We start from the raw sequence: 25,820 nt of genomic DNA, 5'->3' as shown, positions 1-25,820 counted from the left end.
TATGTAAAAGAACAACATATAATTATTCAAAGAATAAGGTATAGGATACATTTTTTGATACAAATCAATAATAAAACATGATGCAACACTAATGATTGTAACTCCTTATTCGTAACCATTATGACCTTGGGTTAGTGTTGCCAGCTTGAAAATGTTAACACTTTCACGCAATAACTCAGGGAATAAAAATGAATAAAAAAGCTAATTCCTCACAAGAACAACAATCAGCATCTCAACAAGTTAACGATAAATTGAATTACGAGCAGAAACATAAGCCGAGCTCTGACTTTAATACCCGAGAAGAATACCTAGAGCATGAATTACAAATAATGTCGCCTAAACGTTGGCGCCCTAACTGGCCGTTTAAAGATTATCGATTTGAGATAGAAGATACTATTCCAGCGATGGCTGCCACCATAGGTAAAATAGTGATGGTCGGTGCGATAGCCGCAACGTTTGCAGCACCGCTTGGCCTTGATGAAGGCTTTGTGTTGGAGAATGTGCGTTATGAGCTATTAATTGTCTCTGTTTTTATTGTTCTTTTTTCCGGGTTTTTACTGCCAACTGCTAACTTAGCGGGTACTCATGGTCCCTTAATTCCACTTATTCCTATTGTGGTTGCAGCAGGTGGCCACCCTATGGCATTTGGCCTACTTATTGGTGCCTTTGGTTTGATTCTCGCCATTAGTAAAGGTGGTAGTCGATTAGCCAACCTAACCAGTAAAGGTGTTTGTGGCGGGTTACTATTATATCTCGGGTTTGTAGGGACTATTTCTCAAGTTAAAAAATTATTAGCTTGGGGGGATAGCATTGGTATGTCACATATCCCTTTTGTCGTCATTATCAGCACGATTTTGCTGTATGCACTACTCGAACATTGGAAAAAGCGTTGGTTAGCGGTGCCGTTAAGCTGTTTACTAGGCGGCTCGATTGCCTTTGCAATGGGTGCCCCTTTTGAGTTTATTACTGACCCAGGCTTACCTAACCTGAATCCAGCCTATTGGTGGGGAGACAATACGGGTTGGATGTTAGGTTTGCCAACAATAGAGAGTTTTGTAGTGGTATTACCTTTTGCGATTCTAGCCGTCGCGATGTGGTCACCTGATTTCTTGGGCCATCAAGTATTTCAAAAGATTAGTTATCCAGAGCGTACTGAAAAAGTACAAATGAATATAGACGACACCATGACCACAGCCTCTATTCGTCAAGTCTTTGGTTCGCTTTTAGGTGGATCTAATTTTACTTCATCATGGGGAACTTATTTAATACCGGCAGCCATTGCTAAACGCCCTATTACGGCAGGTGCTTTATTAACTGCTCTATTTTGTGTAATAGCCGCGGTATGGGGATACCCTATGGATTTAGCCATATGGCAACCTGTGTTGTGCGTTGCATTAATCGTAGGTGTGTTTATCCCTTTACTTGAAGCTGGAATGGAAATGACACGTGAAGGTAAAACAACACAATCTGCCGCGATTGTAGTATTTGCATCGACTCTTGTTAACCCTGCTTTTGGTTGGTCGCTTACTATGTTACTGGATAATCTTGGTTTAATCGGCTGTAAAGAACGTAGTGCGAAATTGAGTAAAATGAATCGCTGGATTATACCAAGTGTTATGTTTGTGATATTAACCACTGTAATGGCAGCTGTTGGTATGTTGCCAGGTATCCCTGCATTAATATCGAGTTTTCGTCATTAATTGTATATAACCTTAATATAAGTCCAAGGCATTTAACGCATTGGACTTTTATATTTTTATTGGATAAAAGTTGCAGATTGAAAAGACTTGATTGATATTTTACGATCCAATGGACACCATATAATTAAGCCATAAATATCAAACAGTTAACAAAAATAAAGAGTGAGACTTTCTTTACCTTATCATGCGCTAGACTAAAGGAATCAAAGGTGTACGTTACCACGGAGAGCCGTGGGAACGAGATAGCGTCACATTGAAGATGAATAACTATGGCTCCCCTCCTACATTACTCACTGCATGAAAACCTTTCAATTGGCCCTGTAATAGTTACAGGGTAAAAATCAAACTCTTTTTGCCCGTCACAAAATAAACATTAAAATCAATAACCTAAGTTTTGGCATATAACTTGTAACACTCCTTACTGAGAACATTGACGCAATCACTATATTGCATTTATCCAAACTAGCTTAAGGAGCTATCTTATGAATAACGACATTATGAAAGGTCAGTGGAAACAAGTATCAGGTTCTATCAAAGAGAAATGGGGTAAGTTAACAGATGACGACTTACAAGAGATCGACGGTAACTTAGAAGTCTTCCAGGGTAAAATGCAAGAGAAGTACGGCATGGAAAAAGATGAAGCAGAAAAAGAGTTTAATAAGTCATTCTAATAGGTCTCACCCTTCTTAACTCTTATTAAATAATCAAAGCAAAGGCCAATTCAATTGGCCTTTTTTGTATGACCACGGTGGAATGAGGGACCGAGATAAAGCCCATTACTCAGTATACTTTAGAGGTCACAAAAATAAGGATAGTGTTTATGATCATTTTATCAGTATTATTTTTTATTATAGGTTTAGCTTTATTAATTGGCGGTGCATGGTTAATAGCCTTAGGTGGCAGCTTATATTATTGCTTCGCAGGTGTTGCATTTATCGCCGTTTCATTATTACTACGTAATAGAAATGCATTAGCAAATCTTGTCTACGCTATCCTTTTAATGGCGACATTAATTTGGTCGGTTCTTGAGTCAGGTCTGAGTTGGTGGCCCTTGGCAACCAGAATGGGACTTTTCCTCATTTTAGCAATCCCCCTTCTCTTAATTGCTTTTTTCAAACATCGCCAGGGTTGGATATTTTTATTACCAGCTTGGATAGCAGCCAGTGCAACGACACTTTCACCTTTAATGGTTACATCACCGACAACCGTAGAAGGTGAATTGCCGAGAGTGGTTAGTGCACCTTTTGCAAGTGATGTAAATGAAAGTGATTGGAATGCCTATGGTAGAAGCAATTTAGGGCAACGATTTTCGCCTTTAGCTAACATTACCCCGGAGAATGTCGATCAATTACAATTAGCATGGCAATATCAAACCGGAGATAAAAAAGGCCCTAAAGATGTCGGTGAAACAACCTACGAGGCAACCCCTCTTAAAATAGGTAATGCACTTTACCTTTGTACGCCTCATAACTGGCTTATTGCTTTAGATGCAGATACAGGTGAAGAGCAATGGGTTTACGATGCTAAAGTACCGGCTGACAGTCAGCGCCAACATCAAACTTGTCGTGGGGTTTCTTATTTACCACCGAGTGATAGTAAACAACCTCCTTTAGTAGAAACAGTCTCTACCCCTTCAGAAAATCTAAGTACATTACAGTGTGATGCTCAATTATTCTTACCAACATCAGATGCCCGTTTGATCGCTGTTGACCCAAGTACCGGAGCTCGTTGTGCTAACTTTGCTGAGAATGGAGAGTTAGATTTAATGCATAACATGCCATTTAAACAGTCAGGTTATTATTACTCAACCTCGCCTCCATTGGTTGCAGGTGGTGTTGTGATCGTCGCGGGTTCAGTCAATGATAATTACGATATTAATTCTCCTTCTGGTGTGATCCGAGCTTATGACGTGAAAACTGGTGAGTTAGTATGGAATTGGGACTCTGGTAAGCCAAATAAAACAGCGCCAATTGGCGAAGATGAAGTGTATGCTACGAGCTCACCGAATAGTTGGTCTGTCGCCAGTGCAGATGAAGAGCTAGGATTAGCTTACTTTCCTATGGGTAACCGAACTCCAGATCAATTAGGTGCTTATCGTTCGCCAGCAGAAGAAAAATATGCAACATCCGTTGTGGCATTGAGCCTTAAAACAGGTCAAGTTGCTTGGGTACAGCAGTTTGTTCACCATGACCTGTGGGATATGGATACACCTGCTCAACCTTCTTTATTGGATTTAGAAACCGATACTGGGAAACAACCTGCTTTGGTTATTCCAACTAAACAGGGCGACATTTATGTGCTTAATAGAGCAACAGGTAAACCTATATTGCCGATCACTGAAGAAGCAGCACCACAAGGTGCGATCCCAGGCGATTATACTGCGCAAACGCAACCAACTTCTGCTTTGTCTTTCAAGCCTGAGAAGTTAACAGAGTCGGATATGTGGGGAGCAACGCCCTTAGACCAGTTAATATGTCGAATTAATTTTAAACAATTACGCTATGAAGGACGTTACACTCCGCCATCAGAGGAAGGGTCGATTATATTCCCAGGTAATTTTGGGGTTTTCAACTGGGGTAGTATTGCCATCGATCCTAAACGTCAGCAATTATTTGGCATGCCTTTATATCTTGCTTTTACTTCTACGTTAGTGCCAAAAGAAGGCGCAGATTTGAGTGGTTCAAATACCGGAGAGCAAGGCGTAAATTCCAATGAAGGGGCGGATTATGCGGTAGATTTGAAGCCATTCCTTTCGCCACTAGGCATTCCTTGTCAACAACCACCATGGGGATATGTGGCAGGCGTAAACCTTAATAAAGGTGAAACAGCTTGGAAGCATAAAAATGGCACCATTGAAGATATGACACCGCTTAAATTACCTATTGAGATGGGTGTACCTGGTATTGGTGGTCCTATTATTACCGATAGCGGCATTGTGTTTATGGCGGCGACTGTTGACAATTATTTACGAGCTTACAATCTCGCTAATGGTGACGAGTTATGGAAAGCGCGATTACCAGCAGGTGGACAAGCCACGCCAATGACCTACTTAAACAGTAAAGGCGAACAAATGGTGGTACAAGTTGCAGGCGGCCATGGCTCTATTGGTACAAAAATTGGAGATTATGTGATGGCTTATAAACTAAAAAAATAACGTTAGATAATTACATTAAATATGGGCTAGCTATAACTCAATAATGCTGGGTTATGGTTAGCCTATTTATTTGTTGAATCGGTCTAATGGTATTTGTTACAACTCTGCATTACCACGGTGGACCGAGGGAACGAGATGTAATGTTAGGTTATGGCTAGCCTATTTATTTGTTGAATGAGTTAAATGATATTTATGACAATGATCCATTACCACATTGCCCCCTGAAAACGAGATAACGAGGTCCCTTCAAAAACGTCCTCTACATCCAAACAATAAAATAACCAGCAGCATTATATTGTTGATATAAATAGTTTATGTTATTAAACATCTTCAAAGTCTAATTAAACGCATTATCGAATTCAAAATAGACCTCTCTCTTTTTAGAACATAAGGATGATTATGTTTGCTCAAGTTGTTGGAATACTTTTCCCTGTTTTTGCAATAACCCTTGTTGGATTTTTTATTGGGCGCTGGTTAAAACCTGATTTCAAACCAATCAATCGCATCAATATGGATGTACTTGTTCCGGCACTTGTATTTTCATCTTTGGCAGTGATGCCAATGGAGATGGGACAACTCCCTTTAATTACTGCATCAGTTGTTGCGGTATTATTACCGGGCCTATTAATGATCCCCATCTGCAAAATTCTTAAGTTAAATTTTAAAGTTTGGGCCCCCTCTAATATGTTCAGAAATAGCGGTAACTTAGCTATTCCTCTGTTTACTTACACTTTTGGTAATACCGCACTTGCGCCTGCGGTACTGCTTTTTGTTATCTCTTCCTGTGCGCACCTTAGTATCGGTGTTGCTTTATTAAGTGATGGAAACCCCATTAAAAAAATGCTGACTATGCCAGTATTTTTAGCGGCTTTATTAGGGTTGCTATTAAACTTGAGTGGGATAGGAATATGGAAGCCACTTTATGACGCGACTCATTTACTCGGCGGTGCTTCTATTCCAATTATGCTGTTATCATTGGGTTCACAGATGTGTAATATTCGGCTTAGTGGATTAAAAGTTGGCATTATGTGTACGATATTGTCATTTGTCACAGGGGCCATTGCTTTTATAGCAATCTACCTCTTTATCCCGTTACCAACACTACATTTACAAATGTTACTTTTATTCACAATGCTGCCACCAGCTGTGATGAATTATATGCTTGCCGAAAGATTTGATATTGGACCTGAAAAAGTCGCGTCGATGGTATTATTCAGCAATTTTTTCAGCATTATCACACTGCCAATCGTGCTGGTCATCGCTTTGTCACTAGGTTAAAAAGGAAGGCCGAAATGATTGATAAAACCCTAGGTACATTTAATACTGTTATTTATTGGAGATAAATGGACTTTATTACGTTAATTTTAGTGGTGCCAATACTAGTCATCGGGCTCAACCTGATCTTTTGCATTCTGTTTAAGCGAATCTTTGTATTCGGGCATCATCATAAGCTAAATAGAAATATGAGCATTTCAGAGCTAAAAATGAAAGTTAACAAGCCATTTATATTCGGTAATTGGTACCGTAAAGGGGAAGCAAAGTATGCCAGCGCAGTGTTTGCGAACTCACTCCTGTTCGCAGCCCTTTTGTTCGCAACGGCGATACTCACCTAAATTTATACCGATGCCCTTTCATCAATATCACCATAGCGCACTGAATATTAGGCAGGCTTTGCCCATTAATCATGGGCAACCAAACCTAGCTAGGTTATACCCATCACGATGAACAACTAAGGTGTGCTACGCCGCCGACATTGAATAACTCAAGTGGTCTCAATTGATAAAACTTATCTTCCACTGCTTGCGATTGCTCCTCGTATGGAGATGCCATTACTGCTTGTAACTCGTGAATCAAACTGTAATCCCCTCTTCCGGCTTGCTGATAAGCAGGTTTAAGGAACCACTCTCGTAGAATATATTTAGGGTTAACTTGTTTCATTTCCTTGGAAACTGTCTCAAGCGTTCTACCTGTATTTTCCTCACAATCATTATTTAGTAAGGCTTTCCATTTAACAAACCACTCAATCCAACGTGTATCTACTTGTTCATTTTTTGCATCCTGAGCTGCATTTTGATTGATTAAATTACTGTAAAAGCTCTTCTTAAGTGGGCGTATATCCTTAGGGATTGACGATAACTCACGGAAGAAAATAGTGTAATCAATCGCTGTTTGCATCATTAACATCTGTAGTTCACGAAATACTGCCATATGAGTAGGTTTATCCAAGCTGCTAAGGCCCAACTTAGCTGCCCACATAGCTTGCATTTTCGACTCCATCACAGTTGAAAACTCGCTTTGAATCTCTTCCAATGCCGTTAAAGCCTGTTCCTCTGTCGCCAATAGCGGTTTTAATGCTGAACAAAACATTTCAAAATTGCTTTGTGCTGCTTTAGGTTGGTTCATGAATGAGAAATGATTACCACCGCCCGTCCAAGGCTGATAATGAGGGTTAAATAGATCGCTGAACCCAAACGGACCATAATCCAGTGTATAACCACCAGCGGCACAATTATCACTGTTAAAGTTCCCTTGGCAGAATCCCACACGGATCCAATTTGCAATGAGCGTAGTAAGACGCTCACGAAACTCGCTAGCTAACTGGATTACTTTTTCAGATAGGCTGAGCCCGCTATCAATCGCTTTGCTATACTCACGATCAATCAAGTGCAGTACTATTTTTTGCAGCTCTTCTAGGGCGATATGATTATCATCTTCACGGGTGCGTCGCGCAAACAACTCTATTTGTCCAACCCGTAAAAAAGAGGGAGCCACGCGCGTAGAAATAGCAACAGGTTCAGTAACCATCATATCTGGGTTTTCAGAGCGTGAACCTTCAGCGTACCAACCACGTTGCACCGTTTCAGTTTTTGAAAAATACAAGCTTAAAGAGCGTGAAGTCGCCACACCCAATGCATGCATATGATCCTGCGCTAAAAACTCACGAACACTAGAACGCAAGACCGCACGACCATCGGCACCACGACAATATGGTGTACGACCACCACCTTTTAACTGCATCTCCCAACGTTGACCATTAATCACCGCCTCAAGGATGGAAATAGCGCGGCCATCACCATAACCATTACCGGTTTGGAACGGACACTGATGAATAAATTCAACACCATAAATGGAAAGCGCGTATCCCGTGGCCCAACCATACTGACGCATGGGTTCAGGCACTTGACTGGCATCACCAGAAAAGAGTCGCATAAAATCATCAGACTCAGCTAGGCTGTCGGCTAAACCAAGCTCCGCAAAAAACTGCTGGCTGTGTGCTACATATTGCGGATCTTGAATAGGAGTTGGTTTAACTGGAACATAATGCCCTGAGAAAACTTGTCTTGCTCTATAATCAACACCATCTTGTGTTGCATCTGGGTCACAATTAAGCGACTCCATCAACGAATAATTTGCTAACTTAGCAAGTTCATCGAAGGTTGAGATAATAGGTTTAGTCGAGGTATTTTTCTGAGACTGAGATGTTTTCATAATGATTGATACCAAGGTTGAGCTAGATAAAAGTGTATAGCTGATATCTTACCCCGATCTGCCTAAGACTTCTGTACTTATTATAATCGACTGGTTTTATCTTGAGCTTTTAAGCCGTCATACTGCACTCACTATTTAAGATCGTTTAATTTAAAACAGCCAGAAACTAATCATCGGCATCATGATTAGTTTCTGAATATAAAGCTAATTACTCGCTATTGAATATATCCACCAACCGCTTGGATCGGCGCTAAGCTAGTTTCGTTACTCACCCATGCACTAATTGCCTGCGCTTGTTCTTGATGCGCATCTTTAGATAAATTCAATGTTGCTACCCATTGGTTATTTTCAAAGGTCATCGCAACTTTTTGCCAATCTAACGCTACAAATTCATGACGTAGTTGTCGATTACGATTTTCACCACGTTTAACGTGACTTTGTAAATCCATACCCAATGGTGCAACGGATAAGATAAGGGGTTTATTTGGATCGGCAGTAAAACCCTGCTCTGGAGAGAACACCGCTTTTACCTGATGCAGAGAACCTGATGATTGGTAATCAATTTGTAGATTACCAATGGCACTTTTGCGCATCGCTCCTACTGCGCCTTCTATAGGATGCCCTCTAAAAAAACCTTTCCACTCATTACCTGAGATAATGAAGTTGGGAGTATAAACGCTACGTTGCTTACCCGTTGATGACAAACTATATTGCCTAGCCGTGTATTCAGGTGAAGCAAAACGGTCTGCCCACCCTAGCCTATCCCAGTAATCAACATGAAAGGCAACTGGTACAAATGTTTTAAATAATTGCGGGCTCTCCACTAATTCACTTAGCTTTTTCTCCGCAGGAGGGTATGAGCTACAACCTTCGGAACTAAATAATTCAACTAAGGCAACTGAGTCGATGCCACTGTTAAAGGTTTCAGCGAGCGCTTGTTGCTGGCTGAACATGGCAACAGCTAACAAACCAGATGTAATTAGTTTTTTCATAGATGTCCTCTTTGATTATTAAGTGATTTAACTTCAACTAACTTATCGATTTTCAAACCTCTAACATCGATGATGTGGGTCTATTGTGTTTAGAAGACCTAATAAAAAGAGATTTGATTGCATTAAATATATAAAGGAGGCTAATGCGCAAAGGTAGCTAAAAGTGCGAGCATCCAAAATGCTTGTAAACTATTCCCTTACTTCGCATAATGAAGTGGTCAACAATTAACCTCCAACATATTTATCGTGATGTATTAACAGTGTAATGTTCAAATCAAAGTAACGGCTTTCAAGGAGTGAAGTGACAATGAACAGATATGTACAGGCACTACTATTTATTTACCTTAGCTTTTTAGTTTCAACGGCGCAGGCTGAACATTCATTGCCGATGACTGAAGATAAATCAGCTTATCAAACACACGTAATTTGGCCTGATATCATTATCCCTTGGGGACTGGTTCAATTGCCTGATGGTAAAATACTAGCAACAGAGCGTTCAGGTAAATTATGGTTATTAACTGAAGGCAAACCTTCTATTGAAATCACTGGTTTACCTGAGATACATGCGTATGGACAAGGTGGTTTACTTGATATTGCTTTGCATCCTGATTTTGCAAACAACCAGATAATCTACTTCACCTATGCTAGCCAATATACCCATAACAATAAAATAGCCAGTAACACAGCTTTGATGCGAGCTAAATTAGATATAAATAATCATCAGTTAATTGAGCATAAACAGCTATATCAGGGCGAAGGTGATTCTAATAAAGGCCAGCATTATGGTAGCCGAATTGCCGTGACTGATCAGTTTGTTTACTTTTCTATTGGTGACCGAGGACAACGAGATAAAAACCCACAAAATCTATCATTGGATGGCGGTAAAATTTATCGATTAAACCTTGATGGTAGCATCCCGACGGCTAACCCTTTTTACCAACAAGCCAAGGCTAAAAAAGCGATCTACTCCTACGGACACCGTAATCCACAAGGTTTAATGATACTCGCCAATACTAACCAGCTTTGGTCTCATGAGCATGGTCCAAGAGGTGGTGATGAAGTGAATTTGATTGAAGCAGGTAAAAACTATGGTTGGCCTGTGATTGGTTACGGCATTAATTACATCGGCACTAATTATACTGACATCACTGAAAAACCGGGAATGGAACAACCTAAATTGTATTGGGATCCTTCCATCGCACCTTCTGGTATGGCTTATGTCAGTAGTGATAAATACCCGCAATGGCAAGGTAAGGTGTTACTCGGTGGAATGAAATATGGGCATTTAGTCTTGCTAGAGATAAATAACAACAGAGTGTTGAAACAAACTAAGTTATTAGCCGGTATCGGTAGGGTCAGAAATGTAATACAAGGTAATGATGGTTATATTTATTTAGGCATTGATGGTAAAGGTATTTTAAGGCTGCTCCCTCAAGACAGTTAAAGAATAAGCTACCATCAACAGGATTTATCTCACAATTAGTTAATTGTATTACAAATATAGCAAGCGTTAAGGTTACACTGAATTTATCTATTACTTACATTAATTCAGGAAGCTTCTATGACGCGTTATCCACCTCTAAAATATCTATTGAGCAGTGTCAGTCTATCTTTGCTTGTCTCTGCTTGTTCTCTTCCTCCTCCAGAAAGTGGTGTTTTACCTGCCGATATCATTGATTTAAGTTATTGGAAAATCACACTGCCTATGGAGGGCAATAGCGGCAAAGTAAGAGAGGTCAGTGTTAATGATATTAAAGCCTTTTATAACGCTGATTTTTTCCATGCCAATACAGAAGGTGAAGTGATCTTTGCGGCACCGAACAGAGCAGCAACAACCACTGGTTCCACCAATACACGTAGTGAACTAAGACAGATGATGAATGGTGCATCTGGCGGCAGCCCTAAAGATGAGATGAATAACTTTGCACTTGCTTCAAACCACGATTCAAAGGATTTTGCCGATATCGGTGGACAATTAAAAGCCACATTAAAAGTAGATGCCGTGTCTGTGCATGCTGGTTACCCGAATAAACCACCTGCTTACTCTATGGTTGTGGGGCAAATACATGCAGGAAAAGATGAATACCTTTTATATGACACAGATGATCAATTTGGTTGGGGTAATGAACCCATTAAAATTTATTATAAAAAATGGCCAAACCATGCCACGGGCTCAGTGTTTTGGACCTATGAGAAGAACCTACCAAGAAAAGATCCTAATCGTAGCGATGTTGCCTATCCAGTTTGGGGAAATACTTGGGAAAACCCAGTTGATCCGGCTGCTAAAGGAATCGCATTGGGGGAAGTCTTTAGTTATGTAATTAACGTGCACAACAATATTATGCACCTCACCTTTACCACCAATAATCAAGCTGAAGTTAATTATCAAATTGATTTATCTAATAATATCGATGCTTACGGTAAAGTAGATGCATTAGATAACCCAGACGGATATCAACAGGATTGGTTTTACTTCAAAGCAGGTGCATATAACCAATGTAGTACTAAAGATGCACCTGGTATTTGGTATACAAACTGCCCTGGCACAGGCGATTGGTTAATAGATAAAGCCAATGGTGATTACGCCCAAGCTACTTTTTATAATATTGAGTTAAGTCCTTCTGAAGCGCCTAGCAAGCAGTAATTAATTTGCTCAGTGATAAAAACTGTTTAAATAACGGTTTTTATCACTTCTGTCTAAAAACAATAAACCTACCTAGCATTAATAAAACCTTTTAATCACCACAATTTTTTATCTGTAATACAAAAACTCCACTCCGCCGAATTGTCACCTTCTCTAACCAAGTTAATTTAACTTTTTAAATTCAACAGCTTGAGAAATACAGCACAAAATAAAACACAAAAACCTATCAATTTATAAATAACCACACAAAAAACCTATCAATTGTATAGAAACTACCCATTTTACTTAATGAGAATAACTATCAATAATAGCCACACATAACAGAGACATACTTTAAGAGGGACACACAATGGCTAAAACAATTACTTTTGCAGGCATCCACTTCAGCATCGCAACCTTAGTTGCTTTTGCATTAACTGGTAACTTTTTATTAGGCAGCTTGATTGCGGTTATCGAACCATCAATCAACACAGTTGCTTTTTACTTCCATGAAAAAGTTTGGCAACACGTCCCTTTCCTTAAAAAACGTGAGTCAATGACTAAAGCGAAAACAATCAGCTTTGCGGTTATTCACTTTAATGTTGCCTTTGCAGTGACTTACGCTTTAACTGGCGATGCATTCATCGGTGGACTAATGGCTACCATTGAGCCAACAATTAACTCTTTTGCTTACTTCTTCCATGAAAAAGCATGGGGTAATAAAAATAAACAAGCAGATTACGACATTGAACACGCTATTGTTGCTTAATACCACTGAATTAATCATTTAAGAAAAGCTTCACCCCCCATCCAGCTCTCCTTTATTGTTTACCTAAAGGTTGAGCTGGAAAACCACTTACTCCAAATCCCAACTATTTTCAGAACAGACCCAATCTTTGCAAAAAGAGATAAAATATTGAAAATATGGCATGCTCTTAGGTTGTTTCCTCTTAGTTTACTAAAGGATATTTAATAAAATCGTGAATACCAAAGAGAAATAACACATGGCAAAGAAGAAAAAATCAAGTTTATTAGGCAAGATCTGGTATGTCCTGTGGCGGTTACTGGTATTGATGACATTAACCTTGTTGCTGTTTCGTTTTGTACCATTACCAACCTCTGCATTTATGCTACAAAGCCCTTATCCTGTCACTCAAAAATGGATCAGTATTGATAAACTGCCCGCTTCTATGTCATTGGCGGTAGTGGCTTCTGAAGATCAGCGTTTTCCAATCCATTATGGTGTCGATTTTACCGCGATTGTTGATGCACTTGAGCAATATGATGACGGTGATGGATTACGTGGCGCGAGTACCATTACTCAGCAAACGGCAAAAAACATCTTCCTTTGGTCGGGTAGAAGCTTTATCCGTAAAGGGTTAGAGGCAGGTCTAGCGGTCAGCCTTGAAGCTGCTTGGGGCAAAAAACGTATTTTGGAAGTGTATTTAAATATCGCTGAGTTTGGGAAAGGCATTTATGGTGTAGAAGCAGCCAGCCAACATTACTTTGGTAGATCAGCAAGCCGGTTAACTGCGCACCAAGCTGCACAATTAGCCGTCTTATTACCTAGCCCACGTACCCGAGATCCACGCAATTTAACAGCTAAACTTAGTCAACGAGTGATTTGGGTTGAACGTCAAATGCGACAACTAGGTGCAGCTTACCTTAACCCCATTCTTGAAGATTAATCATAAGCAGATGAATATATAAACTTCAGACAGCAAAAACTCAATGTTCAAGATTACACATTGAGTGTTAACTATTTCATATTAACAGACTAGGCGGTTAGTTCTTGGCGAACAATCGCGGCGCCAGCACTTAGTGCATTTAATTTAGCGTTTGCAACTTCGCGTGATAAAGGTGCCATACCGCAATTGGTGCAAGGATAGAGTTTATCGGCATCAACATACTTAAGTGCTTCCCTTAAAGTATTGGCGACTTGCTCTGGTGTTTCAATTTCATTGGTTGCAACATCAATCGCCCCCACCATTACTTTTTTACCACGTATAAGTGCTAATAATTCCATCGGTACATGGGAGTTGTGACACTCCAGAGAAACGATATCGATATTAGAGGCTTTCAATTTAGGGAACACAGCTTCGTATTGACGCCATTCATTGCCGAGTGTTTTTTTCCAATCGGTGTTGGCTTTAATGCCATAACCGTAACAAATGTGTACTGCAGTTTCACACTTAAGCCCTTCAATGGCTCTCTCTAAACAGGCAATTCCCCAATCATTCACCTCATCAAAAAACACATTAAAAGCGGGCTCATCAAACTGAATAATATCAACGCCAGCGGCTTCTAACTCTTTTGCTTCTTGATTCAAGATGATTGCAAATTGCCAAGCTAATTCTTTACGACTTTTATAATGATCATCATATAAAGTATCTATCATGGTCATAGGCCCAGGTAAGGCCCATTTAATTGGCTGGTCCGTTTGTTGACGTAAGAACTTAGCGTCTTCAACAAATACTGATTTTTGTCGGCTAACAGGGCCGATAACAGTTGGAACACTGGCATCATATCTGTCTCGTATTTTAACGATTTTACGGTTTTCAAAATCCACGCCATTAAGGTGTTCGATAAAAGTCGTCACAAAGTGCTGACGGGTTTGTTCACCATCACTGACAATATCAACACCAGCGAGTTGCTGTTGATGTAACGACAAACATAATGCATCTTTTTTACCATCAACTAATGTTTGTTCTTGTAACTTCCAGGGTGACCATAGTGTTTCTGACTCCGCAAGCCATGAAGGTTTTGGCAAGCTGCCCGCTGTAGAGGTGGGTAATAATACGTTCATCAATATATCCTATTTAGATTTCTTAAATTCGTGTTTACAGTTTTCTTAGATCATTAAGCTAAACAAACAGCTTGGGTATTCAACTGCTCAAAAAGTTTTTGATGGGGTTTAATAAAGTGCTGCTCAGCAAACTTACCCTGTGCTATACCTAAACGGTTACGCTCTTCACGGTCATATACAATATGCGTTAATGAATAATCCAAGTGTTGTAAATTAGGTTGATAAGTCTCACCAGCCACCGTATTAGCGTTATATATTTCAGGTCTATAAATCTTCTGAAAGGTTTCCATGGTGCTGATGGTGCTTAATAACTCCAGATTGCTGTAATCGTTTAATAAATCCCCCATAAAGTAGAACGCCAGTGGTGCAGTGGCCTGTTGAGGCATGAAATAGCGCACCTGCAAACCCATTTTGTTAAAATATTGTTCTGTTAAAGAACTGGCATTAGGCAAATACTCAACACCTAATATCGGATGCTGATTGCCCACTCGTTGGTAGGTTTTAGTCTCAGCGACACTTAAACAAATCACCGGTTTTTTAGAAAAGTGTGCTTTATAAGCAGAAGAGTTCAAAAAAGACTGAAACAGTTTCCCATGTAGCTCACCAAAATTTTCAGGTGCAGTGAAGGAAGGTTTATCTTTGTTATGTGCCGATAACAAAATACTGAAATCGTAATCTCGGATATAAGATGAGAAGTTATTACCAACAATCCCTTCAATACGCTGACCTGTTGTATGATCAACGATATTGGTTTTTAACATTTCGATAGAGGGAAAAGAGTGACCGCTCTTTTCAAGATCCATTTCAACAGAGATGATCTCAAGTTCAACCGAGTAACGATCGCCCTTAGGATTATCCCAAGAAGCTAGACGGTTAAATCGATTATCGATCATCTTTAATGCATTACGTAAATTATCTTGACGTTTTTCTCCGCGCGCTAAATTAGCAAAATTAGTTGTCGCTCGTGTATTGTCAGCCGGTTGATAATGCTCATCTAACGTTGTGCTATTAATCTTAAATGTAAAATCTGTACTCATCATTTTAACTCCAATTCTCTATCATATAGTCTGCACAGTCCCTGTTTATAAGGCTCCTAGCCAATATTTTTAGTAATATCGATAGCCTAAAATGAAAAAATAATGGCAATATTGACTAGCATTAAACAGCAGTAGGTATTTTATACGTGAAAATAAACATGAATAAAAATGATTAATATTAAAATTAACATGAAAAAAATTAATGCAAAGTAGTTAACAACGGTAAATAGATAACACAGAAACATCAGGCTTAATGTATGGCTTCCCTCTCAAAACGTTACAATAACCTTGATACTTTCAAAATATCGATGAACTGATTTATATTGGAATTGTTATCATTAGCAAGCTGTTAATTGAACATAACGAAAAGGATAAACACATGGAAACGAATCAACTTGGCTTCCAACCTGAGTATCAAGAAGAAACCATTACCTTTGCTGAAGTAAGTAAGTTAACAGGACTTACCTTGCTTGAATTTGGCGCTCCTTGGTGCCCACATTGTCAATTAGGTAGCGAATTAGTCCAAGCCACTTTCGCTGAATATAAGGAATTTAATGCATTAAGACATATCAAAGTCTTTGATGGAAAAGGCAAACGGTTGGGACGCGCATTTAAGGTCAAGCTGTGGCCGACACTAATTTTATTAAAAGATGGGGATGAAGTCGCACGCGAAGTCCGTCCAACACAATTACAATCTGTACAACAACTATTACCCACAAAGTAACTAGTTAAACTTCATTGCTTTCGGGGCAAGTTAAGCCCCCCTAAATCGACTTTCAAGGAGAACAGCCACCATTAAGGTGAATAACCTCTCTTTAATGGTCCCCCCTCACCTTTTTAGACGCTTTAAAGGTCATATTTTCAGTGTATAACAGGTTATTTAAGTGTTTTTTATTGCTGAAAAACAACTTAATTCAACCTTATTAACGCATATTAAAAGTAAGTGCATATTAGCAAAAAACAACCAGATGCCACCTACATTTTGGTAGATAGTTTAAGCCTATAATCAAGCACTAAATGCAACAGAAAAAACAATGAAAAAAGATAATAAAAACATGAACAAGTTCTGATTTTACAAAAAAGATATTTCTACCTCAAATAATTTCTTGTGAAAAAAAAAGCTAAAATAATGTTTGCATTTCCTATAAAACAGAGCTGAACTGAAACCATTTGTTAGTGACTACTAACCAACTTAAATCATCTCTATTTGTCCACAATTTTATCCACTAATTTAACAAAACTTATCCCTTGAAAAATTCTCAAAAAGCTTTATCTTGTGTCTCTTCTTTTAAAGCAACACTACATGTTGTGTTCTATTTGAACAACACACACTAGAGCAAAGATAGCTTAAATCGCTTACCGCTTTACTCTACTAACATCAAGCAAAGGCCTCTAAAAATGAATAAAAACCTGTCTGTCACTAAGCGTAATGGGAAAAAAGAGCCCATTGACCTTGATAAAATCCATCGCGTCATCACATGGGCTGCAGAAGGTTTAAACAACGTTTCAGTTTCTCAGGTTGAGTTAAATTCTCACATTCAATTCTATGATGGTATTCGTACTGACGACATCCATGAAACGATCATTAAAGCGGCTGCTGATTTAATCTCAGAAGAGTCTCCAGATTACCAATATCTTGCGGCACATTTAGCAGTATTCCACTTACGTAAACGCGCTTACCAACGCTTCACGCCACCAAGTGTATTTGAACACGTGAGCAAGATGGTTTCTAAAGGTAAATATGATGAGCATTTACTAGAAGATTACACTAAGCAAGAGTTTGAAGAGATGGATCAGTTTATTGACCACTCTCGTGATTTAAACTTCTCTTACGCAGCGGTAAAACAGCTTGAAGGTAAATACCTAGTACAGAACCGTGTAACGGGTGAAATCTACGAAAGTGCGCAGTTCTTATACTTAATGGTAGCTGCTTGTTTATTCTCTGATTATGATAAAGAAACACGTTTAGATTACATTAAGCGTTTTTACGATGCGACGTCACAATTTAAAATTTCACTACCGACACCTATCATGTCTGGAGTGCGTACTCCAACTCGTCAATTCAGTTCATGTGTATTAATTGAAACGGGCGATAGCTTAGACTCTATCAATGCAACCTCTAGTGCGATTGTTAAATACGTATCGCAACGTGCAGGTATTGGTATCAATGCAGGTCGAATCCGTGCAATGGGTAGTAACATTCGTGGTGGTGAAGCTTACCACACAGGTTGTATTCCATTTTACAAACACTTCCAAACGGCTGTTAAGTCTTGTTCACAAGGTGGTGTGCGTGGTGGTGCTGCAACTGTCTTCTACCCAATTTGGCATTTAGAAGTTGAGTCACTACTGGTACTTAAAAATAACCGTGGTATTGAATCAAACCGTGTCCGCCACCTTGATTACGGTGTACAACTGGGTCGTTTATTCTACCAACGCTTAATTGATAAAAAAGAGATCACCCTATTCAGCCCTTCTGATACACCAGGGTTATACGATGCTTTCTTTGAAGATCAAGATGAGTTTGAACGTTTATACCACCTATACGAAGCAGATGAGTCTATTCGTAAGAGCTCAATCCCTGCGGTTGAGCTGTTCTCTCTGTTAATGCAAGAGCGTGCAAGTACAGGCCGTATTTACATTCAAAATGTTGACCACTGTAATACACACAGTCCATTTGATAGTAAAGTAGCACCAGTACGTCAAAGTAACTTATGTTTAGAAATTGCGTTACCAACTAAACCGTTAACGCACATTAAAGATGAAGAAGGTGAAATCGCGCTTTGTACTTTATCTGCAATTAACTTAGGGGCCATTGAGTCACTAGATGAGATTGAAGAGTTAGCTGAACTTGCAGTAAGAGCACTTGATAACCTGTTAGATTACCAAGATTACCCAATTCTTGCGGCTGAAAAAAGCAGCATGAGCCGCCGTACATTAGGTATAGGTGTAATCAACTACGCTTATTACTTAGCGAAAAACGGAGTAAGATACTCTGACGGTAGTGCAAACAACCTAACACACAAAGCCTTTGAAGCGATTCAGTTCTACCTATTGAAAGCATCAAACAAGTTAGCTAAAGAACGTGGCGCTTGTGAGAAGTTTCATGAAACACGTTATTCACAAGGTATTTTACCGCTAGATAACTACAAAAAATCTTTAGATGCGATTTGTGATGAAGGTTACCACCTAGATTGGGAACAACTACGTGCAGACATAGTTAAAGATGGTTTACGTAACTCAACATTGTCAGCCTTGATGCCGTCTGAAACATCAAGCCAAATTTCTAATGCAACTAACGGTATTGAGCCTCCACGTGGTTTCATTAGTGTTAAAGCAAGTAAAGATGGTATTTTGAAGCAGGTTGTTCCTGAGTTTGATAAATACAAAGAACAATACGAGTTATTATGGAACATTCCAAATAATAAGGGTTATTTAGAACTAGTAGGTATCATGCAGAAATTTGTTGACCAAGCTATCTCTGCAAATACTAACTACGATCCAAAACGTTTTGATGACGGTAAAGTACCGATGACAATTCTACTTAAAGACCTATTAATGGCTTACAAGATGGGATTAAAAACACTTTACTACCATAACACCCGTGATGGTGCTGATGATGAGAAAGTCATCGAAGATGATGGTTGTGCAGGCGGCGCTTGTAAAATCTAGTCTAGCTAGTTTCAATTATTAATGAAAAATCAAAAGGATGCCTCAGGGCATCTTTTTTTGTTACCGCTTAAAAAACACAGTTAAATTTTTACAATATCTACAACCTCTTCTAGACTAAAAATACCTCTAATTAAATAAAGGTTAAATAAGCAACATTTACCACCCATTTAAAAGTTAATTATAAATAATTGTAATTATTTAAAAAATTAAGCAATTAAATTAAACCTTCTCGGGTCTTGGTATGAGAGCTTTAAATAATGACATCATAAATTATTGCTCACACATACTAATAACGGACAACAACCCGCAGTTAATGCTTAGCAAGGACCAGTAATAAAGCATTAACGTGCAATTATATAAAGGCTAATAAATTATGTTAAAAAAGATAGTACTCTTGATACTAGCAATCGGATTAATAGGGTTGTTTTTTCACTTCAACCTACATCAATTGCTCACCCTTGAAGGGTTAAAAGGTTCAATGGATCAGTTCACCTCATTACGTGAACAATCTCCAGTGTTAGTGATTGGTGGTTTCTTTCTATTATACGTATTAGTCACTGCATTAGCTTTGCCTGGTGCGGCTATTTTAACCTTAGCTGCCGGTGCTCTATTTGGTTTATTTGAAGGCTTAGTGATTGCATCATTTGCTTCGAGTATTGGTGCATTATGTTCGTTCTTAGTATCACGTTACCTGTTACGAGATTCACTTAAGCAACGCTTCCCTGAACGTTTATCTGCTATTGATGAAGGTATTAAAAAAGAAGGCGCATTTTATCTATTCACTTTACGTTTAGTGCCAATCTTCCCTTTCTTCCTAATCAACCTACTAATGGGTGTAACCGCACTTAAATCGTGGACATTCTACTGGGTAAGCCAAATTGGTATGTTAGCCGGTACATTTATCTTCGTTAATGCAGGTACACAATTAGCTAAAATCGATAGTCTGTCAGGCATCTTGTCTTTTGGCTTAATCGTCTCATTTGTTTTACTCGGTATATTCCCACTTATTGCAAAAGGTATTGTTAATATGATTAAAAAACGTCAAGTCTACAAAAACTGGACTAAACCAGCTAAGTTTGACCGTAACATGGTTGTTATTGGCGCCGGTGCAGGTGGCCTAGTAACCAGTTACATCGCAGCCGCTGTAAAAGCGAAAGTAACTTTAGTTGAAGCCGGAGAAATGGGGGGAGACTGTCTAAACTATGGTTGTGTACCAAGTAAAGCGATCATCAAAAGTGCAAAAATTGCAGAGCAAATTAGAAATGCTCACCATTACGGTTTAGAAGATACAACACCACAGTTTTCATTCAAAAAGGTAATGGAGCGTGTACATCAAGTGGTTGCTGATGTAGCACCACATGACAGTGTTGAACGTTACACAGACCTCGGTGTAGAAGTAGAAAAAGGTTACGCAAAAATCCTTGACCCTTGGACAGTAGAGATTAGCTACGAAGATGGTACTAAGAAGAAGTTAACAACACGTACTATTGTTATCGCAACCGGTGCTCGTCCATTTGTTCCACCATTACCTGGTATCGAAGAAACAGGTTACGTGACTAGTGATACATTGTGGACTGAGTTTGCTAAATTAGAGACACCACCAGAAAAACTAGTGGTATTAGGCGGTGGTCCAATCGGTTCTGAATTAGCACAAAGCTTTGCTCGCTTAGGCTCAAACGTGACGCAAATTGAGATGGCTGAACGCATCATGATCAAAGAAGATCTTGAAGTGTCTGAGTTTGCTACCGAATCATTAAAAGAGAGTGGCGTAAACATCTTAACCTCACACCAAGCATTACGTTGTGAAACTAAAGATGGCAAAAAATACATCATTGTTAAACATAACGATGAAGAGATTGAGATTGAATACGACCAACTATTATGTGCTGTGGGTCGAAGTGCACGCTTAACAGGTTACGGCCTAGAAGAGCTAGGTATTGAAACCAACCGAACTATCGTCACCAACGAATACTTAGAAACACTGTACCCTAATATCTTTGCTGCAGGTGATATTGTTGGCCCTTACCAATTCACACACGTTGCTGCACACCAAGGTTGGTACGCTGCAGTAAATGGTCTGTTTGGTAACTTGAAGAAATTTAAAGTGGATTACCGCGTTATTCCTTGGACGACCTTTATCGACCCAGAAGTAGCACGCGTTGGTATTAACGAAGATGAAGCAAAACAAAAAGGTATCGATTATGAAATCACTCGTTTTGATTTTGAAGAGTTAGACCGTGCAATTACAGACAGTGCAACCAAAGGTTTCATCAAAGTAATTACACCAAAAGGTAAAGATAAAATTCTAGGTGTGACAATTGTTTCTGAACATGCTGGTGACTTAATTGCAGAGTTTGTATTAGCCATGAAACATGGTCTAGGACTGAACAAAATCCTAGGTACGATCCACAGTTACCCAACATGGGCTGAAGGTAATAAATACGCTGCCGGTGAATGGAAAAGAAATCATGCGCCACAAACCGTTCTAAATTGGTTAGAAAAATACCACACTTGGAGACGCGGATAATGAAATCAGCAATCCAACACACGACAAACAAGGTAAGCGCCCTAGTGCGCTTCACCTTGGGAGCAGCAATATTAAGTGGTTCAATGTTAAGCACCGCTTACGCTGAGACAACGACTAATTTACACAGCACTTGGACTAACTTGTTAGCAGAGCATATTACGCCAATCAACCAAGGTCATAGTACCGCCGTTGACTATGCAGGCTTTAAACAACAAGAAGATACACTACAAACGTACCTAGACTCACTAGCTGAGACAACACGCACAGAGTTTGATGCTTGGTCAAAAGAGAAACAGTTAGCTTTTTTAATCAATGCTTACAATGCGTGGACAGTTGAGTTTATCTTAACGAAATACCCTGACTTAGATTCAATTAAAGACCTCGACAGTTTATTTAGCTCTCCATGGGACAAAGAGTTTGTCCCATTGTTAGGTAAAACCATCAGTTTAAATGATATTGAACATGGTTTGATTCGTGGCAGTGGTCGTTATAACGACCCACGTATCCACTTTGCAGTAAACTGCGCCAGTATTGGTTGCCCAGCTTTACGCGAAGAGGCATACACAGCGGATAAATTGGAGCAGCAATTAACTCAACAAACCGAACGTTTTTTGACTGATTCAAGCCGTAATTACATCAAAGGTAACAATCTCAACCTGTCGTCTATTTTTAAATGGTACGACGAAGATTTTGAAGTAGGATTTCGAGGAACGAAATCTATCCAGGGCTTTATAAACTTATATGTTGATGCACTGCAATTAACTGAAGCACAACAATCGACACTTAAAAATCAAAAGTTTAAAGTTAAATATTTAGATTATGATTGGAATCTTAATGCAAGCCGTTAATAAAATTTGCCAGCATAGTTTTGCTGGCTTTTATAAAGCACTTTGTTATTTATTACTTCTTTTATTACCCCAACAAACTGTTTTTGCCGCAGAGTCGCAGTCTAATGCTGCGGCGATGTGGGAAAATATTGAAATGCGTGGCGCTAAACAAAGTGTCTACTTTCATGCTTGGGGTGGTGATCAGCAAATAAATAATTACATTCAATGGGTTGCTCAGCAAGTGAAGCAACAATATGACATTGACCTACACCATGTGAAACTCACCGACACCAGTGAAGCGGTAAGCCGGGTTCTCGCTGAAAAATCAGCCAGTAATCACCGTAACGGTCAAGTTGATTTAGTTTGGATCAACGGAGCTAACTTTGCTTCGATGGCCAAACATAAATTATTAGCCTTAGACTGGGCCGATAAACTGCCTAACTTTGCCCTCACTAATCCAGAAAACAACCCGGCCATGACACGTGACTTTGGTGTACCAACCGAAGGCATGGAAGCACCTTGGGGACAAGCAGCCCTCACCTTCTATTACGACAGTCTAAAAGTCCAACAACCACCACAAACCTTAGCCGAACTATTAAGCTGGACAAAACAACATCCAGGTCGATTTACTTACCCTAAACCACCAGAGTTTTTAGGGATGAGCTTTTTAAAATATGCCTTAATTATTTTAAATGAGAACCAACCAGAAGATATCAAGAACAAACTATACCAAGCAGCTACGGCTGAAAGTGAAGCGCAAATATTACCAGCCTTATGGGATTTTTTAGATCAATTACACCCTAACTTATGGCGTCAAGGTCATCACTTTGTATCCAATGGTCTTGCCTTACGCCGTTTAAGTGGAGATGGAGAGTTACAAGTTTCCTTCACTTTTTCTGCTGCAGAAATTCCTTCTGCCATTGCTCGATATGACTTACCGGATAGTACACGTAGTTACCGTATGCTCGACGGTAGTTTAAGCAATATTCACTTTGTTGCTATTCCCTATAATTCACCACATTTAGACAGCGCTAAAGTCGTTGCTAATTTCCTATTAAGCCCTGAGGCACAAGCAAAAAAACAACAAACGTCAGTGTGGGGTGATAGTAGTGTATTAGATTTATCGCAACTGACACCCACACAACATGCTTACTTCGATATGACCGAACAACAACATTTAAGTGCGACTATTATTAATGTTGATAACACCCGTCTATTAAGTGAGTTGCACCCTAGCTGGTCTGCTGTGATCACTAAGCAATGGCTTGCCCGTTATGGAGTACAATAATGATTGTTGCTAATACATTTTTTACGCGTACCGTTCGTACTAGCCCAGCAGTGATGATCGCCCTACTGGTTGTCCCTGTATTGGGAGGGTTATTAGGGGTGTTGTTACCCGCTTTTGGTTGGTTCCCAGCCTTGGGCGCCACTGAATTTGGTTTATTTGGTTTCACTGAGCTATTTGCCACACCAGGCATTGAACGCATGTTGCTGCTCAGTTATGGCACAAGCTTGGTAAGTACGTTACTCGCTTTCGTTATAACCGTGTTAATACTTGCCAGTTACTTTAATAGCCCATGGTTAAAACGCATTCAACGTTTACTGGGCCCTATTTTAGTGATTCCACATGCGGCGGCAGCGATTGCCATTGGTTTTTTAATTGCACCATCAGGCTTTTTATCACGTCTTTTTTCACCTTGGTTAACCAGTTGGGATACACCACCAGATTGGTTATTTCCCCATGACCCTTATGGTTTAAGCATCATTTTAGGCTTAGCCTTAAAAGAGTTACCCTTTTTACTATTAATTGCGTTGGGTGTATTGGCTCAACCAGAAATAGGTAAAGTACTTAGACAACAACACAAGGTAGCTTCGAGTTTAGGTTACTGCCCGATGACTGGGTTCTTTAAGGTTATCTTACCTAGTTTATACGGTTATATGCGCTTACCTATTTTAGCAGTATTAGCTTACTCAAGTGCCAGCGTGGAAATCCCATTAATTTTAGGACCAAACACACCACCAACCTTAGCGGTGGCGATTATGCAATGGTTTAACGATGTAGATTTAAGCCTGCGTATAAAAGCCTCTTCTGGCGCTATCGTACAAATCCTAGTGACTTTATCTTTATTGGTTACTTGGTGGGGTATCGAGTTATTGGTAAAAAAATGTAGCGCAGCCTGGTTAACAAATGGTGAACGTGAACACGGTGGCATGATCATCAAACTTATTACTGATGTGATCACCTTTGTGATGGTCAGCACCATTATCCTTGCTTTACTAGGCATGGTTTTTTGGTCTTTTGCAGGTTTCTGGTCTTACCCTAACCTACTGCCAGATCAGTTTATGACTATGCATTGGCAATCAGCCTTAACTCAGATGCAAGCACCTTTATTCAATACCTTAGTGATTGCCTTTAGTAGTACTCTACTCGCCATCGTATTAACCCTGTTTGCCTTAGAGTCTGAGCAACAAAGCAATAAAACTATTTCTGCAGTGAGTGGATTAATTATCTATCTACCCTTGTTGATTCCAAGTATTGCTTTCCTATTTGGATTAGTCTGGTTATTCGAGCAAGTGAATAGCCAAAATACCTACTTGAACGTGATCTTTGCTCACTTACTGTTTGTTTTACCTTACGTATTTTTATCTTTGGCTAATAGCTACCGTCGCTTAGACCCTCGCTTTAGTTCGGTAGCAGCTAGCTTAGGCGCTGCTCCTTCAAAAATATTCTGGCAGTTAAAATTACCGTTATTAATATCGCCCATTTTAATCGCTAGTGCCTTAGGGTTAGCCATTAGTTTCAGCCAATATTTACCGACACTGTTAGCCGGTGCTGGTCGAATTAATACTATCACCACTGAAGCCGTCACTTTAGCCAATGGTGCAAGTCGACGTACCAGTGCAGTTTATGCCTTGATGCAAATGTTACTGCCAGCTTTATTCTTTATTTTAGCTTGGTTAACACCGAAAATTTTCTCACGTGCACGTGTATAGGA

The 25,820-nt window shown here is 39.5% G+C and carries 18 protein-coding genes; 14 read left to right on the top strand and 4 right to left on the bottom strand.

Going from position 1 to position 25,820, the window contains the following annotated elements; genetic code table 11:
• Positions 1 to 188: 188 nt before the first annotated feature.
• The 4 genes from DS885_RS08135 to DS885_RS08120 all read left to right on the top strand — a co-directional run bounded on the left by DS885_RS08135 (position 189) and on the right by DS885_RS08120 (position 6,132).
• A complete protein-coding gene (locus DS885_RS08135) occupies positions 189 to 1,700 on the top strand; it encodes a DUF3360 family protein (RefSeq protein WP_113818939.1) in 1,512 nt (503 codons plus the stop codon).
• A gap of 482 nt (positions 1,701 to 2,182) precedes the next feature.
• Positions 2,183 to 2,371 (top strand): CsbD family protein, encoded by a 189-nt coding sequence (locus DS885_RS08130; RefSeq protein WP_113818938.1) that lies wholly within the window; start codon positions 2,183 to 2,185, stop codon positions 2,369 to 2,371.
• A 149-nt stretch (positions 2,372 to 2,520) separates the two neighbouring features.
• Positions 2,521 to 4,854, top strand: coding sequence for a glucose/quinate/shikimate family membrane-bound PQQ-dependent dehydrogenase (locus tag DS885_RS08125; protein WP_113818937.1), 2,334 nt, complete (start codon positions 2,521 to 2,523; stop codon positions 4,852 to 4,854).
• Between the two features lie 399 nt (positions 4,855 to 5,253).
• Positions 5,254 to 6,132 carry an AEC family transporter gene (locus tag DS885_RS08120; RefSeq protein WP_113818936.1) on the top strand — a complete coding sequence of 293 codons (879 nt, stop codon included), beginning with the start codon at positions 5,254 to 5,256 and terminating at the stop codon, positions 6,130 to 6,132.
• A 438-nt stretch (positions 6,133 to 6,570) separates the two neighbouring features.
• Here DS885_RS08120 and DS885_RS08110 read toward each other — a convergent pair whose 3' ends face one another.
• Together DS885_RS08110 and DS885_RS08105 are read right to left on the bottom strand one after the other, a co-directional pair.
• The gene (locus DS885_RS08110; RefSeq protein ID WP_113818934.1) at positions 6,571 to 8,343 is read right to left on the bottom strand and encodes a protein adenylyltransferase SelO; all 1,773 of its coding nucleotides are present in this window, start codon (positions 8,341 to 8,343) and stop codon (positions 6,571 to 6,573) included.
• A gap of 215 nt (positions 8,344 to 8,558) precedes the next feature.
• Positions 8,559 to 9,335 carry a DUF1223 domain-containing protein gene (locus DS885_RS08105; protein ID WP_113818933.1) on the bottom strand — a complete coding sequence of 259 codons (777 nt, stop codon included), beginning with the start codon at positions 9,333 to 9,335 and terminating at the stop codon, positions 8,559 to 8,561.
• Positions 9,336 to 9,642: 307 nt separating this feature from the next.
• Between DS885_RS08105 and DS885_RS08100 the strand changes: the two genes are divergently transcribed.
• The 4 genes from DS885_RS08100 to mtgA all read left to right on the top strand — a co-directional run bounded on the left by DS885_RS08100 (position 9,643) and on the right by mtgA (position 13,646).
• Positions 9,643 to 10,779 carry a PQQ-dependent sugar dehydrogenase gene (locus tag DS885_RS08100; protein ID WP_113818932.1) on the top strand — a complete coding sequence of 379 codons (1,137 nt, stop codon included), beginning with the start codon at positions 9,643 to 9,645 and terminating at the stop codon, positions 10,777 to 10,779.
• Between the two features lie 117 nt (positions 10,780 to 10,896).
• Positions 10,897 to 11,979, top strand: a complete 1,083-nt coding sequence (locus DS885_RS08095) for a polysaccharide lyase family 7 protein (protein ID WP_113818931.1) — start codon at positions 10,897 to 10,899, stop codon at positions 11,977 to 11,979.
• A gap of 349 nt (positions 11,980 to 12,328) precedes the next feature.
• The gene (locus tag DS885_RS17935; protein WP_113818930.1) at positions 12,329 to 12,727 is read left to right on the top strand and encodes a DUF2061 domain-containing protein; all 399 of its coding nucleotides are present in this window, start codon (positions 12,329 to 12,331) and stop codon (positions 12,725 to 12,727) included.
• A gap of 235 nt (positions 12,728 to 12,962) precedes the next feature.
• Complete coding sequence (gene mtgA, locus DS885_RS08085) at positions 12,963 to 13,646, top strand: monofunctional biosynthetic peptidoglycan transglycosylase (protein WP_113818929.1); 684 nt, start codon at positions 12,963 to 12,965, stop codon at positions 13,644 to 13,646.
• 89 nt (positions 13,647 to 13,735) lie between these two features.
• On the opposite strand, the gene DS885_RS08080 is transcribed toward mtgA, so the two are convergent.
• The gene (locus tag DS885_RS08080; RefSeq protein ID WP_113818928.1) at positions 13,736 to 14,764 is read right to left on the bottom strand and encodes a methionine synthase; all 1,029 of its coding nucleotides are present in this window, start codon (positions 14,762 to 14,764) and stop codon (positions 13,736 to 13,738) included.
• A gap of 53 nt (positions 14,765 to 14,817) precedes the next feature.
• Positions 14,818 to 15,801: a DUF1852 domain-containing protein gene (locus DS885_RS08075; protein WP_113818950.1), complete on the bottom strand. Its 984-nt coding sequence runs from the start codon at positions 15,799 to 15,801 to the stop codon at positions 14,818 to 14,820.
• A 379-nt stretch (positions 15,802 to 16,180) separates the two neighbouring features.
• On the opposite strand from DS885_RS08075, the gene DS885_RS08070 reads away from it, so the two are divergent.
• From DS885_RS08070 to DS885_RS08045, 6 genes are all read left to right on the top strand, one after another.
• Positions 16,181 to 16,525 (top strand): thioredoxin family protein, encoded by a 345-nt coding sequence (locus DS885_RS08070; protein WP_113818927.1) that lies wholly within the window; start codon positions 16,181 to 16,183, stop codon positions 16,523 to 16,525.
• A gap of 674 nt (positions 16,526 to 17,199) precedes the next feature.
• Positions 17,200 to 19,470 (top strand): class 1a ribonucleoside-diphosphate reductase subunit alpha, encoded by a 2,271-nt coding sequence (nrdA, locus tag DS885_RS08065; protein WP_113818926.1) that lies wholly within the window; start codon positions 17,200 to 17,202, stop codon positions 19,468 to 19,470.
• Between the two features lie 373 nt (positions 19,471 to 19,843).
• The gene (locus DS885_RS08060) at positions 19,844 to 21,997 is read left to right on the top strand and encodes an FAD-dependent oxidoreductase (RefSeq protein ID WP_113818925.1); all 2,154 of its coding nucleotides are present in this window, start codon (positions 19,844 to 19,846) and stop codon (positions 21,995 to 21,997) included.
• On the top strand, positions 21,997 to 22,845 hold the full coding sequence (locus DS885_RS08055) for a DUF547 domain-containing protein (RefSeq protein WP_113818924.1): 849 nt from the start codon (positions 21,997 to 21,999) through the stop codon (positions 22,843 to 22,845). Before DS885_RS08060 ends, DS885_RS08055 begins: the two co-directional genes overlap by 1 nt.
• Positions 22,832 to 24,112 carry an ABC transporter substrate-binding protein gene (locus DS885_RS08050; RefSeq protein WP_113818923.1) on the top strand — a complete coding sequence of 427 codons (1,281 nt, stop codon included), beginning with the start codon at positions 22,832 to 22,834 and terminating at the stop codon, positions 24,110 to 24,112. Before DS885_RS08055 ends, DS885_RS08050 begins: the two co-directional genes overlap by 14 nt.
• Positions 24,112 to 25,818 carry an ABC transporter permease gene (locus tag DS885_RS08045; RefSeq protein WP_220149673.1) on the top strand — a complete coding sequence of 569 codons (1,707 nt, stop codon included), beginning with the start codon at positions 24,112 to 24,114 and terminating at the stop codon, positions 25,816 to 25,818. Before DS885_RS08050 ends, DS885_RS08045 begins: the two co-directional genes overlap by 1 nt.
• Positions 25,819 to 25,820: the final 2 nt, after the last annotated feature.

This window comes from Psychromonas sp. B3M02, assembly GCF_003318165.1.
Lineage (GTDB): Bacteria > Pseudomonadota > Gammaproteobacteria > Enterobacterales > Psychromonadaceae > Psychromonas.
The sequence above is the reverse complement of the archived record's forward strand: the minus strand, read 5'-3'. Positions and strand labels throughout refer to the sequence as shown.